At 60.6% G+C, this 13,013-nt stretch carries 11 protein-coding genes; 8 read left to right on the top strand and 3 right to left on the bottom strand.

What is annotated here, in order from left to right:
• Positions 1-3 precede the first annotated feature (3 nt).
• A complete protein-coding gene (locus ACILSO_RS09315; protein WP_395737116.1) occupies positions 4-384 on the bottom strand; it encodes a BlaI/MecI/CopY family transcriptional regulator in 381 nt (126 codons plus the stop codon).
• Positions 385-857: 473 nt separating this feature from the next.
• Between ACILSO_RS09315 and gap the strand changes: the two genes are divergently transcribed.
• The 3 genes from gap (at position 858) to rarD (ending at position 4,081) form a co-directional block, all read left to right on the top strand.
• Positions 858-1,907, top strand: a complete 1,050-nt coding sequence (gap, locus tag ACILSO_RS09310) for a type I glyceraldehyde-3-phosphate dehydrogenase (RefSeq protein WP_395737115.1) — start codon at positions 858-860, stop codon at positions 1,905-1,907.
• 118 nt (positions 1,908-2,025) lie between these two features.
• Positions 2,026-3,201, top strand: a complete 1,176-nt coding sequence (locus ACILSO_RS09305) for an MDR family MFS transporter (RefSeq protein WP_395737114.1) — start codon at positions 2,026-2,028, stop codon at positions 3,199-3,201.
• Positions 3,191-4,081, top strand: coding sequence for an EamA family transporter RarD (gene rarD / locus ACILSO_RS09300; RefSeq protein ID WP_395737113.1), 891 nt, complete (start codon positions 3,191-3,193; stop codon positions 4,079-4,081). The genes ACILSO_RS09305 and rarD overlap by 11 nt, the downstream gene beginning before the upstream one ends.
• 37 nt (positions 4,082-4,118) lie before the next feature.
• Here the strand turns inward: rarD and ACILSO_RS09295 are convergent, their stop codons facing one another.
• On the bottom strand, positions 4,119-5,042 hold the full coding sequence (locus ACILSO_RS09295) for a D-alanine--D-alanine ligase (RefSeq protein ID WP_395737112.1): 924 nt from the start codon (positions 5,040-5,042) through the stop codon (positions 4,119-4,121).
• A gap of 86 nt (positions 5,043-5,128) precedes the next feature.
• Here ACILSO_RS09295 and ACILSO_RS09290 point away from each other — a divergent pair, with 86 nt between their 5' ends.
• Positions 5,129-6,688: an amidohydrolase family protein gene (locus ACILSO_RS09290; protein WP_395737111.1), complete on the top strand. Its 1,560-nt coding sequence runs from the start codon at positions 5,129-5,131 to the stop codon at positions 6,686-6,688.
• Between the two features lie 53 nt (positions 6,689-6,741).
• Here the strand turns inward: ACILSO_RS09290 and ACILSO_RS09285 are convergent, their stop codons facing one another.
• Entirely contained in the window at positions 6,742-8,721 is a 1,980-nt protein-coding gene (locus tag ACILSO_RS09285; protein WP_395737110.1) for an LTA synthase family protein, read from the bottom strand.
• Positions 8,722-8,879: 158 nt separating this feature from the next.
• Here ACILSO_RS09285 and ACILSO_RS09280 point away from each other — a divergent pair, with 158 nt between their 5' ends.
• The 4 genes from ACILSO_RS09280 to ACILSO_RS09265 all read left to right on the top strand — a co-directional run bounded on the left by ACILSO_RS09280 (position 8,880) and on the right by ACILSO_RS09265 (position 13,012).
• The gene (locus tag ACILSO_RS09280; protein ID WP_395737109.1) at positions 8,880-9,554 is read left to right on the top strand and encodes a response regulator transcription factor; all 675 of its coding nucleotides are present in this window, start codon (positions 8,880-8,882) and stop codon (positions 9,552-9,554) included.
• Complete coding sequence (locus ACILSO_RS09275) at positions 9,551-10,621, top strand: sensor histidine kinase (protein WP_395737108.1); 1,071 nt, start codon at positions 9,551-9,553, stop codon at positions 10,619-10,621. Before ACILSO_RS09280 ends, ACILSO_RS09275 begins: the two co-directional genes overlap by 4 nt.
• Positions 10,622-10,687: 66 nt before the next feature.
• Positions 10,688-12,013 carry a TolC family protein gene (locus tag ACILSO_RS09270; protein ID WP_395737107.1) on the top strand — a complete coding sequence of 442 codons (1,326 nt, stop codon included), beginning with the start codon at positions 10,688-10,690 and terminating at the stop codon, positions 12,011-12,013.
• Positions 12,014-12,031: 18 nt separating this feature from the next.
• Positions 12,032-13,012 carry a hypothetical protein gene (locus tag ACILSO_RS09265; protein WP_395737106.1) on the top strand — a complete coding sequence of 327 codons (981 nt, stop codon included), beginning with the start codon at positions 12,032-12,034 and terminating at the stop codon, positions 13,010-13,012.
• Position 13,013: the final 1 nt, after the last annotated feature.

Below are 13,013 nucleotides of genomic sequence, written 5' to 3'. Positions count from 1 at the left end.
AGTTCAGGAGTTGAGGGACTGGTCGAGCAGCTTTTTCAGCTCCTTCACTTCTTCAGCGGTGAGCTTGCTGTTTTGTGCGAAGTGGACGAGCAAGGGCTTGGCCGCGCCGCCAAAGATGCGCTGCATGAAAGACTCACTCTCGGCACGCACGCAGGCCTCGCGTTTTACAGCGGGGAGGAAGGTGCGGGTGCCGCTGGCGTTTTCGGCGGTCTTCAGCGCCCCCTTCTCCACCAGGCGTGTCAGCAGGGTGCGGACGGTGTTTTCCGCCCAGTTCGTGGAGGCACGCAGAGCCTTGGTGACTTCAGAAGCGGTCTTCGGGGAAGACTCCCAGAGAACCTCCATGATGGACCATTCAGATTCGGAGATGTCAGGTGCGTCTGGCATGATTTATTGGAATTAAACGCATTTCACTACATTTGTCGTGATGTGACAACTACAAATGTAGTGAATCTCCTTTTAAAGGGTGCGATTATTTGTCGCAAACCTTACGGAGGACTCAGGACATAACGTCTGTTCTCCAGGGAGAGCCTGTGGCCTGATAGCTCCGCGATGTATCAAAGGGCGTCATGAAGCGAGATGCTACTGAGGGAGAGTGTCACAAGAGGTCTGGCTCCGAGCCGCTACTCTCCGCCCCGCCACAGGCACGGCTTTGTCACGCCAAAGCCAGCACAGGGTCAGGGCGATGCCTGCAACCAAAAAGACCCCGGCGGCGAACCTATTCATAGGAACAGACTAGGACAGGATACGGGCATTGGGAAAGCCTAATCCGGCCCGAAACCTGCTGCCTCGCGGTTGACACCCCCCCTCCCCGGCGGTAAGCCTGATTCCCCTCAAAATCCAAACTACCTCTAAACAACATGGTCAAAATCGGCATTAATGGTTTCGGGCGCATCGGCCGCCTCGTGTTTCGCGCAATCTGTGACCAGGGCCTCCTGGGCAAGGAAATCGACGTCGTCGCCGTGAACGACCTCGTGCCTGCCGACAACCTGGCCTACCTCGTCAAATACGACTCCACCCAGGGCAAGGCCCGTGAAAACGTCTCCTCCAAGAAGTCCAGCCCAGACGCGGCTGCAGACGACATCCTGGTGGTCGATGGCCATGAGATCAAATGCCTCGCCGTGCGCGCGGGTCCTTCGGCTCTGCCTTGGAAAGAGCTTGGCGTGGACATCGTCATCGAGTCTACCGGTCTCTTCACCGAGCGTGCCAAGGCCCAGGGCCACATCGACGCAGGCGCCAAGAAGGTCATCATCTCCGCTCCTGGCAAGGACGAGGACATCACCGTCGTCATGGGCGTGAACCACGAGAAGTATGACGCCGCCAAGCACCACGTCGTTTCCAATGCAAGCTGCACCACGAACTGCCTCGCGCCGATCGTGCACGTGCTGCTGAAGGAAGGATTTGGCGTGGCTGAAGGCCTCATGACCACCATCCACAGCTACACCGCCACGCAGAAGACTGTGGACGGCCCGAGCGCCAAGGATTGGAAAGGTGGCCGCAGCGCCGCCATCAACATCATTCCTTCCGGCACCGGTGCCGCCAAGGCCGTCGGCCTGGCCATCCCCGAAGTGAAGGGCAAGCTGACCGGCATGTCCTTCCGCGTGCCGACGCCGACGGTTTCCGTGGTGGACCTGACCGTGAAGACGGAGAAGGAAACCAGCTACAAGGAAATTTCCGCCGCCATGAAGAAGGCCAGCGAAACCTACCTCAAGGGCATCCTGAACTGGACCTCCGACGAAGTGGTGAGCACCGACTTCATGCACGACCAGCACAGCTCCATCTTTGACGCCGGTTCCGGCATCGAGCTGAACAACAAGTTCTTCAAGCTCGTGAGCTGGTACGACAACGAGTGGGGTTACTCCAACCGAGTCGTCGATCTCGTGAAATACATTGTGAGCAAAGGCTTGTAATCTAACCGAACACAGACACCCTTCAAAGCCTTCGACGGGCCGGCTCACCAGAGCCGGCCCGTTTTGCGTTCCTGCTCACCTCCCTGCTTCCCATGACTTCTTTTTTCATCTTCCAACCATGTCTTTGTTTTCTCAACTGCACTTCCTGCCCAGACCCTTCTGGGTTCTCGTAGGCGCGACTTTTGTGAATCGGTTCGGCGTCTTTGTCGTGCCGTTTCTGGCGCTCTTCATCACACACAATGGCAACACGGCCGCCCAGGCCGGCTATGCCGTGGCAGCCTACTCCGTGGGGGGCTTCATCGCCGCCTGGTGCGGTGGCTGGATGGCGGACCGTCTGGGGCGGAACGTTACCATGGCGGTTTCGTCTCTTGCCGGGGCTGCATGCATGATGGCCATGTCTCAGGCGGTGAGCTGGCAGGCGCTGGCCGTGCTGGCGTTCATTACCGGCGCCATTAATGAGGCGGGCAGTCCGGCCAGTGCCGCGCTGGTGCAGGACCTTGTGCCGCCGGAGCATCGCGTGATTGCCTATGCGGTGCAAAGGTTTGCCATTAATCTCGCATGGTCGCTGGGACCGGCAGCCGCCGGTTTTCTGGCAAAAAACTCATCGTACTTCTGGCTGTTCGCCGTGGATGCCGCGACGTCGGTCGTGTTTGGTGTCATCGCCTGGGTGTTTCTGCCGCGCGGCAGACGGACGGCGCGGGAGCATGCGGGCTGGGGCCGGGCGTGGGAGTCCATCCGTGGAAATCACGCCTTCCTGGCGCTGTTCGCGGCGTGCATCTGCACCGCGTGGATTTTCCGCCAGACGAACACGACCTTCCCGCTGCACTTTGAGCGGAGCGCCCTGCCGGTGGACCAGCTGGGACTCGTGCTGGCGCTGAACGGAGTCATGATCTGCCTGCTTGAGGTGCCGCTGGCCGGCGGGCTGCGGCACTGGCCTGTGAAACGGGTGCTGGCGCTCGGCTATATCCTCATGGGGTTCAGCTTCCTCACCTTCCTTGTCAGCGGATCGCTCACGGCCTTTGTGCTGATGATGGTGGTGTTCACCTTCGGGGAGATGTCCGCCTTTTCACGGCAGCAGGCCTATTCAGCGAGCCTCTCTCCCGAGGATATGCGCGGCCGCTATGTGGGCTTCCAAAGTCTGGCGTGGTGCGCGGGCAATACCGCCAGCTCGGCACTTGGCATGTCGCTTTACGATCATCATCCATCCCTGCTTTGGAGCATCAATGCCGCACTAGGCATTCTGGCGGCACTGCTCATTCTCTACACACGTAAATCTCAAGCTCATGAATCCTGAAAAACCATCCGCCAATGCCGTGCTGAGCGCCGTGGTCGCCTTTGGTCTCTGGGGTGTGCTGCCTGTGTACTGGAAGCAGCTCGGCCACCTCGGCAGCGATGTGGCGCTGGCGCAGCGCGTGGTCTGGACCATGGTGACCGTGCTGCCTGTTTTGGTGCTGAGCGGCGAGTGGCCGGGCTTTTTGCGTTCCATGCGGGACATGCGCCTGGTCAAAGCACATGCCTGGTCCGCCTTTCTGCTGGCCATCAACTGGGGCGTTTTCGTCTGGGCGGCACAGCATGGGCGCATCCTGGAGTGCAGCCTCGGCTACTTCATTAATCCGCTGCTGAATGTGCTCATCGGCAGCCGGTTGCTGGGAGAGCGCCTGTCGAGGCTGCAAAAGCTCAGCATCGCATCCGCGGCGTCTGGCGTGGGGACTCAGTTGGTGCTCGTGGGGCGCATCCCATGGATCGGTCTGCTGCTGGCGGGAAGCTTCGCGCTTTATGGCCTGGCGCGGCGGCGTTCTCCCCTGGGCTCATTGCCGGGTCTTGCTGTGGAAACCGTGGTCGGCATCCCGGTGGCGGTCATCTATTTGATCTGGACGCAGCAGAGCGGCACGCCCATCTGGGGCACGGCCTCGGCGCACGACTTGCTGCTCATCACGGGGCTGGGCGTCATCACCACCATTCCGCTGCTCGGTTTTGCGCATGGTGCCCGGCAGCTGCCATTTGCACTGCTGGGTGTACTGCAGTTCATCGCCCCCACCGGCCAGTTTTTGGTGGGAGCGCTCATGTATCATGAACCCGTTGGCGTCGGATCTCTGGTGTCGTTTGGTCTGATCTGGCTCGGCGTGCTGCTGTTTTGCAGCGACCTATGGCTGCGAAAGCCGCGCAAGGCCTGACAGGAGGGGGATCATCTTGATCCCCCGTTTGGAAATCTCAAGGCCGTGCCGCAATCGACAGCTCAATGATTTTTGCGCAGAGATCCGGGAACTCGATGCCCACAGCCTTTGCGGCCTTGGGCAGCAGGCTGCTGCTGGTCATGCCGGGAATCGTATTCACTTCCAGCACAAACGGGGACTGATCGCTGTCCCGCAGCATCACGTCCACGCGGCCATAGACTTCCGTGCCACAGGAAATAAACGCGGCCTTTGCAGCTTCCTGCACAGCCTTGGTCACCTCAGGACTGAGGTCGGCGGGGCAGTTGTAGTTCGTTTTGCCGGTGCCGCCCATCCACGGGTACTTGTTGTTGATGTCGTAGAAGCCTTCGACCGGCTCGATGTGGATGATGGGAAGCACCTGATCACCCAGAACACCGACCGTGAGTTCTTTGCCAGCCACGTAATCTTCGATGAGCGTCTCATTCCCAAACTTCTTCGCGTCCTCAATGGCAGCTTCAAACTCAGCCTGCGTATGGCAGATGTGCACACCCACGCTGGAGCCTTCGCGCGGTGGCTTGACGACGAGCGGCAACCCGATGGCCAGCGGCTGGCTGCCATCCAGCGGATAGGTCTGCGAGCGCGGTGTGGGCACCCCGGCGGCAAGAAAGCGCTCTTTGCTCAGAAGCTTGTCAAAAGCGATGCGGCTGCTCTCCACTCCGGCGCCGGTGTAAGGAATGCCATGGCGTTCCAGAATGGCCTGGATCTGGCCGTCTTCGCCAAAAGTGCCGTGAATCAGGTTCATGGCGATGAACACATCCTTCGGCACTTCGAAGTCCGGGCCGGTGACGTCCACCTCGACCACAGTGGCGCCTTTGCTGCGCAGCGCTTCTGCCACGCTTTCGGCGGTTTTGAGCGAAACCTTGCGTTCGGAGCCAGGGCCCCCCATCAGAAGGGCGATTTTCTTGTTCGTCAGATCGATCATAATGCGCAGATATGGAATGCGGAGGCCGGATTGGCAAAAGGAATCCTGGCAATGTCCGTGCCCCCAGCCATGTCTTTCCTCTCCTCATGAAACTTGGATTTCTCATCGCCTTTCTTCTCGCCGCGCATGCCCAGGCGGCGGATTTTGATCTCCTCATCACAGATGCCCGGATTGCGGATGGCAGCGGCGGGCCGCTGGTGCAGGGCAGCATCGCGGTGAAAGGCGGCCGGATTGTGGGCATCGGGCAGGTCAAGGGCTCTGCAGAGGCGGTCATCGATGCCGGTGGCAAAGTGGCGGCGCCAGGCTTCATCGACGTGCACACCCACTCGGAGGACATCTGCCTCATCCCGGCGGCGGAAAATTTTCTGCGCATGGGGGTCACCACCATCATCACGGGAAACTGCGGCCACTCGCGCACGGATGTGGCGAAGTTTTTCCAGGAAATCGAAGAGTCCAGGGTGGCCCTCAATGTGGCCACGCTGATCGGCCATGGCTCCGTGCGTGAGCAGGGCATGGGCGGCAGTTTCATCCGGGCTCCGAGCGATGAGCAACTCGCAACGATGAAAAACCTGGTCGATCAGGCGATGAAAGACGGTGCGGTGGGATTGAGCACCGGTCTGATCTACGTGCCTGGCTCGTTTGCCAAGACTGACGAGCTCATTGCTCTGGCGAAGGTCGCTGCCTCGCACGATGGCATCTACGTCAGCCACATGCGGTACGAAACAGTGCGCATTTTTGAAGCCCTGGATGAAATCCTCCGCATAGCACGCGAATCGAAAATCCGCGCCGAGGTGTCCCACATCAAGCTCTCCGGCCCGACGGCCTGGGGCAAGGCGCAGGAAGTGCTCGCCGTGCTGGACAAGGCGCGCGCGGACGGCCTGAAGATCACCCACGATCAATATGCCTACACCGCCTCCAGCACCGGCCTGCGGCAGACTTTGCCTGACGCTGCTCTCGAAGGCGAGCGTGCGGACTTTGTGGCGCGGATTTCCGACCCGAAAAAGAAGGCCGAAATCATCGCCAAGATGGCCGAGATGCGCGCGCGTCAGGGCCGTGAAGACTACGGCTATGCGGTGATCGCCCGCTGCAGGGCTGACCCATCTCTCAATGGTAAAACCATTCCTGAGGCCGCGAAGGTGAGGCGTGGCTCGGATTCGCTCGAAGATCAGATCGAAGTGATTCTGGAGATCGAAACTCAGGGCGGTGCCAGCGCCATCTTTCATGGCATGAACGAGGACGATCTGCAGGCATTTCTGAAGCACCCGCTCACCATGGTCGCCAGCGATGGCGGTCCGCGTCGTCTTGGCGAGGACGTGCCACACCCGCGCAGCTACGGCAACAATGCTCGCGTGCTGGGCCGATACGTGCGTGAGCTGAAACTGCTAACGCTGCCCGAAGCGGTTCGCCGGATGACCTCGCTGCCTGCTCAGACGTTTCATCTCAAGGATCGCGGCACGCTCCTGCCGGGAGCACATGCGGACATTGTAATCTTTGATCCCGATAAAGTCACCGACCCCTCCGTTTTCAGCGATCCACATCATTATGCGGAAGGATTCACCGATGTGATCGTAAACGGTGGCGTTACGATTCGGGATGGCAAGCTCACGGAAGTGAGAAGCGGCGGCCCTCTGCGCATGGAACATTGAGCCCTGCGCTCACATTTCGGACATTTACCCCGCTATTCTCCGTGGTGCGCCGCTCAAGGCTTGTCCGTCTCCGCACCCAGATGCCCGTTGCGGAAAAGCCATGAGGCCGATTGATAGAGAGAGATCGTGTCGTCCAGCCTCGCCTGCAACGCGTCCGATTTCTCAGGTGTGATCGTACCTGCCTTGAGGTCCACTTTTCCAAGCGTGAATTCCTGCTTGGGCTTGAGCATGGCGAAGTCTCCCTGGGTGATGTAGGCGATCTTCTGGTAGTTGGAGACGAAGATGCGTTCTTTGTCGGGAGTGTAGCCGGGCGAAAAAACGTCCTGCCCAAAAGTTCGCGTGATATAGCTCCAGTTCATCAGGCCGAACAGTGTGGGCACCATGTCAATCTGGCTGCACAGGCGGTCATAGGAGCGCGGTTGAATGAGCTGCGGATTCCAGATGATGCAGGGGATGTGGTACTTGGTCACATCCAGCTCCATCTTGCCAGCGCTGCCATGGCAGTGATCCGCCACCACGATGAAGATCGTATTGGCAAACCACGGCTTGGACTTCGCCTTTTCCAAAAAGTCGCCGATGCACCAGTCGGTGTATTTGACGGCTGCTTCCCGCGACCCCTGCTGCATGTCGATGCGGTTTTCAGGGAAGGTGAAAGGACGGTGGTTGGACACCGTCATCACGTGCATGAAGAACGGCTTGTTCGCGGCATGGTTGGTGTCCGCCTCCTGCATGGCCCAGCGAAAGAGGTCTTCATCCGCCACGCCCCAGGCGTTTTGGAAAGTGATCTCGCTCTTCGGTTTCGTGCCGCGGTCAATCACGCGGTAGTTGTTGCGCGAGAAGTAGGTGCGCATGTTGTCAAACATGGCATCGCCTCCATAGATGTAGCTCACATCGTAGCCGCGGCTGCGGCAGACGGAGCCGGAGGTGAAGAGGTTCGTGTTCAGTGGCCGCCACACGATTGACTGCCCCGGTGTGGGCGGGACGCTCAGCGTCAGCGCTTCCAGGCCGCGCACCGTGCGGGTGCCGGTGGCATATAGATTGGTGAAAAAAATGCCCTCATCCGCGAGCCGGTCCAGGTTCGGCGTGAGGTAGGACTTCATTTTGAAGTTCACCTTGAAATGGCTCATGAAAGCCGCGCTGAGGCTTTCCACGGAGACGAAGACAATGTTGTGCCGTTTCTCCGGTCCTTCGTGCTTGATGACGCGGCGCAGGTCACGTGGATCGGCGCTGGCTGGCGGTGTGTCTGAGAGGGTCAGCAGTTCCCGTGCGCGGGCCAGCGCTTTGTCCGTGTCCTGCTTGAGATAAAACCGCTCGTAATCGATCTCGCTCTCCCAGAAGGCGGCGCAGAAGGCATAGGGGCCGTCCTTCGCCAGTTCACGATTGAATTCATTGCTGAAGCGCGGGAGCTGCGACTGCGAAAAAAGGTTCGAGATGCCCACGACTATGATCGCGATGCCGAACACCGGCAGGATGCGCAGCCTCCAGGCGCTGTCTCCTGCGCAAACCCACCGCACCGCGCCGAGCCGCCACACCGCCCACACCACGCCTGAACCTGCCAGCGCCAGGCCGGCGTAGATCAGAGGCATGGGGTAGGACTGCTGAATGTTGTCGATGACCTCCTGCGTGAAGACCAGGTAATCCACCGCGATGAAATTGAACCGCACCTGGAACTCATCCCAGAAAAACCACTCGGCCACCCCGATGAAGATGAACACCACGGCATAAAGCAGCAAAAGGAAGGACACCACCCAGCGCGCGGCCCTGCCACGCCACATGGCCGAAGGAAGCAATGCCGTGAGCAGAAACCATGGGACCACCGCATAACAAGCGGCCAGCAAATCGTACCACAGGCCCAGACCGAATGATCCCAGCAGGGAGGCGTTCCATGCAATGTCCTTCCTCCCTTGAATCATGAGCGCCATGCGGGTGAGCAGCGCTGTCACCAGAAACAGGGCGGTGATCAATACGGCGCCGCGGGTGATGGCCGCACGCGGCGTCAGAGACATGACGAAGGATGGCTGGCGTTGAGTCATGGGAGGGGGCACAGTTGTCCGGAGACTATCGGATGACGATGAAATGCCGAGCAGTGAGTTTGCTTTCAAGATGAAAATACTCTCATCCATGCCGCGGGACGGGAGGTGATGACAACATCCTCATTTGCCTCCGCCAATGCGCCTGCTTCCATGAGGCCATGCACATCCTGATCGTCGAAGATGATTCAAAAACTGCCGCGCTGCTTTCCAGCGCTCTGCGGCAGGAGGAGTTTGACGTCACTCATGTGGCGGATGGGGAGAGCGGCCTGCAGCAGGCTCTGGACGGGAGTTTCGACGCTCTGGTGGTGGACATCATGCTGCCAAAACGGGATGGACTCAGCCTGGTGCGGGAAATGCGGCAGCAGGGGCGCACCACGCCCGTCATCATGCTTTCCGCCCGCGGCGAGGTGGAGCAGCGAGTGGAGGGGCTGAACGCCGGGGCAGACGACTACCTGCCCAAACCATTTGCCCTGTCCGAACTTCTGGCGCGTCTGCGCTCCCTGCTGCGGCGCAATGTGGTGCTCAAGCCGGCCGTGCTGGGGCTCGCGGACCTGACCTATGACACGGGTACGCGGGAGACACGGCGTGCCGGCAAGCGCATCGATCTCTCCTCCCGTGAGAGCCTGCTGCTGGAGTGCCTGCTCCGTGCTGAAGGCCGCGTCGTCAGCCGCCGGGACATCATTGTTTGCGTGTGGGAATATGATTTTGATCCTGGCACCAACCTCGTGGACGTTTATGTGCGCCGCCTGCGGGAGAAGATTGACCGCGATCACTCGCCCTTCCTTATTCAAACCGTGCGTGGTCTCGGATACGCGATACGTCTTCAGCCATGACACTGCGCCGCCGCATTCTCTTCTATTACGCCGCCACGCTCAGTGTGTCACTGGTCATCGTAGCGTTCTGGAGCTGGTTTGAATTCACTGAGCAGCGGGAGGTTGCCCTGCGCGGCGGAGTTGAGGCGGCGTCAAAGCACAATCCCTTGCTCGAAACGTTTGAGATCATTCTGTTCGGCGGCCTGCCTGCCCTGCTGCTGGGCATCATCGGCGGCAGCCTGCTCATGCGGCGTGCACTGCGGCCCATTGAGCAGCTGACGGAGGTGCTCGAGAAAACGACCGCCTCCAACCTCGCCGAACCCGTGGCGCGCAGCGGCAATGGGGACGAGCTTGACCGGATGTCCGCTGTGTTTAACGGCATGAAAGAGCGCCTGGACGCTTCCTTCACCCAGACACGTGAGTTCACCCTGCATGCTTCGCATGAGCTCAAAACCCCGCTCACCATTCTCCATGGCACGCTGGAGCAGATGATGGAGGATGGCGCCGCACCGGTGGCGCATCGCGAGCGCATCGCGTCCATGCTTGAGGAGGTGCAGCGCCTCTCCGGCATTGTGGGCCAGCTCGCATTTCTGGCCAAGGCGGATGCGGGCATGCTCGAAACTTCATGCGGCCCAGTCGCCCTTCACGATCTTGTGCGCGATCTGGTGGAGGATCTCACGCTGCTTTCCGCTCCGCAAAACATATCGGTCGCGTTGGAGTCATGCCAGCATTCCATCGTGCACGGAGACCGCATGCGCCTTCGCCAGCTCCTGCTCATTCTGGGAGACAATGCCGTGAAGCATAATCATAAAAATGGCAGCATTGCCCTGGAGCTGCGTGGGGATGGAGAGCAGATCACCTTTTGCATTGCCAACACGGGGCCGGCGCTTCCGCCTGAACTGCATTCGCGTGTCTTCGAACGCTTCCTCCGCGGCGATGCCTCGCACAGCAGTTCCGTGGAAGGCAGCGGCCTTGGCCTTAGCATCGCCCAGTCCATTGCCAGATCACATCACGGCACCCTCGTTTTTGAGGTTCTCGAAGACGGCCGCACTCATCTTGCCTTGAGCCTGCCGGCCGGACAGAGATGACCCGTTTAATGACAGCATCTTCACTGGTGACCCTTTGGCCCCGCCCCATTTTGGCGCTTGTTCCCTATGAAACACGCCTTGTTCCTGATCCCTTTGGCGGCTGCCTTGCTGGCCTCATGTGCGCACTATCAGGCACATCCGCTTTCCGCAGAGTCCAGTGCTGCGGCCTTCGCAGGGCGCTCGCTGAATGATCCTGGGCTGCGGCAGTTCCTCACGGAACAAAAAGCCTCGCAGGGAGCCTGGGATGTCAATCGCCTGGCCCTGGCTGCGGCATACTTCCATCCCGATGTCACCCTTGCGCGGGCTGAGGCGGAGGAAACGACTGCAGCCATCAAAACAGCGAAACAACGTCCTAATCCAGTGTTCACCTTTGGACCTCAGTACGCCAGTTTCCACCGCAATACCCTCACGCCTTGGTTTCTGGCAGGAAACGTTTTCTATCAAATCGAAACTGCTGGCAAGCGTGCGCACCGCACCGAGCAGGCGCTGGCTGCCGCGGAGGCGGCCAGGTGGCGTGTGTCTGCCCGTGCCTGGGCGGCGCGTTCACGCGTGCGCTTGGCGATGCTCGACCTCCACAGCGCCCGTGAAAACATCCGCCTGCTGGAAATTGAGCAGAAGCTGCACGATGAAGCGATCAAAAAACTGACTGCGCAGATGGAGGCGGGAGATGTGTCGCCGTTTGAGCTCACCCAGGCGCGTCTGGCACTGAACCGCACCCGGCTTGCCTTGCAGGATGCGCAGAAGCTCTCCTCCACGGCGGAGGCCAGGCTCGCCGCCGCCGTCGGTGTTCCTCTGGCGGCTTTCAAAAGCGTCACGCTCGACTTCTCAGCGTTCTCGCGGCTGCCTGTGCAGAGCAGCAGTGCCGCCCGCCGCCTTGCGCTCACCCATCGGGCGGATCTGATGGCGCTGCTGGCTGAATATGCTGCGGCTGAATCCGCGCTGCGTCTGGAGTATGCCAGGCAGTACCCGGATGTGCGGCTTGGCCCTGGCTTTGACTACAACCAGGGGCAGAACCGCTGGCAGCTCGGAGTGAGCTTTGAGCTCCCCGTCAATGGAAACCGCGGCCCCATCGCGCAGGCAGAGGCAAAACGTAAGTCTGCCGAGGCTCGCTTTCAGGCGCAGCAGGACGCGATCCAAGGCGAGCTGAACATCGCGCTCGCGGCTTATGCAGCCTCGCGGCAAAAGGCGCAGACTGCCGCCTCCTTGTCCCAGGAGGCCGGGGTGGCCGCCGCTACGACAAAGCGCATGGTGGAGGCCGGTGAGCTTTCACCTCTCGAGCTCACCCGGCGTCAGCTCGAAGCCAGCACCGCCAGCCTCGCACGCATGGCTGCGGAAATTGAGGCCCAAAACGCCGCGGGCGCGCTGGAGGATGCCATGCAAGCGCGGCTTTGACTTTATCTCGCTCACATCATGAAAACATCTGCCACTCTAGTTCTTCTGTTTGCGGTGAGTTCGCTGCGTGGCGCCGACTCAGGCGCTGCTGCTCCCGCCGCTGTCACCAAAGAAGGCGACCTCGTCGTGGTGACGCTCAAAGCCGATGCCGAGCAGCGGCTGCGTTTGAAAGTGGTGCCCGTGGAAAAGCGCCGCGTGCCGGGCTCCCGGCTGTTTTCAGGCGAGGTGGTTTATCCGCTGACCGGTGAAGGCAGCGGAGTGGCGCCGGTTCTCGGGGGGACGCTGGATGAGGTGCTGCGCCTCGCCGATTTGCAGGTGGCTGCGGATGGCCGTGTACTGCAGGCCAAAGTGCAGATTGAGGCCGCAAAAATAGCGGTCGAGCGCGCGCAGAAAGTGCTCAATGCGGAAGCCGGCAGCGTGCGTTCGGTCGATGAAGCGAAGTCGGCGCTTTCCCTCGCCGAGGCAGCTCTGGCCACGGCGAAAGCACAGCGCGAGATTCTTGGCGATCCCGTGGGTAAAGCCAGCGGGAGCAAGCGCGCCTGGGTCCGTGTGGCCATTTACAGCGGGGAAACCGACCGCCTCGACCCCAAGGCTGCTGCAAGCATCCGGACGCTCGGAGCCGATGCCAAGCCCCAGAGCGCCGAGCCTGTGGCCGGCCCTCCGACCGCCAATGCACTCACAAATACGGTGGACTGGTATTATCAGCTGCCTGCGGGCAGCACACTGCGGGCGGGAGAGCGCATCGCGGTGGAAATCCCCGCTCCAGACAGCAAGGAGGAGCACCTCATCATACCTTTCAATGCCGTGCTGCATGACATCCACGGCGGGCAGTGGGTCTACGTGCAGACCGCCGAGCATGCGTATACGCGAAAACGCATCCAGGTGGCCCGCGTCGTCGGCACGGATGCCGTCCTGACGACGGGCCCATCGGCTGGAAGCAAAGTGGTGACGGACGGCTCCACGGAGCTTTTTGGCACGGAATTCATGACTGGGAAATAAC

This window comes from Prosthecobacter sp. (assembly GCF_044226605.1).
In the GTDB taxonomy this organism is placed as follows: domain Bacteria; phylum Verrucomicrobiota; class Verrucomicrobiia; order Verrucomicrobiales; family Verrucomicrobiaceae; genus Prosthecobacter.
Note: the sequence above shows the minus strand (reverse complement) of the source record. Positions and strands in the feature narration are given on the sequence as shown.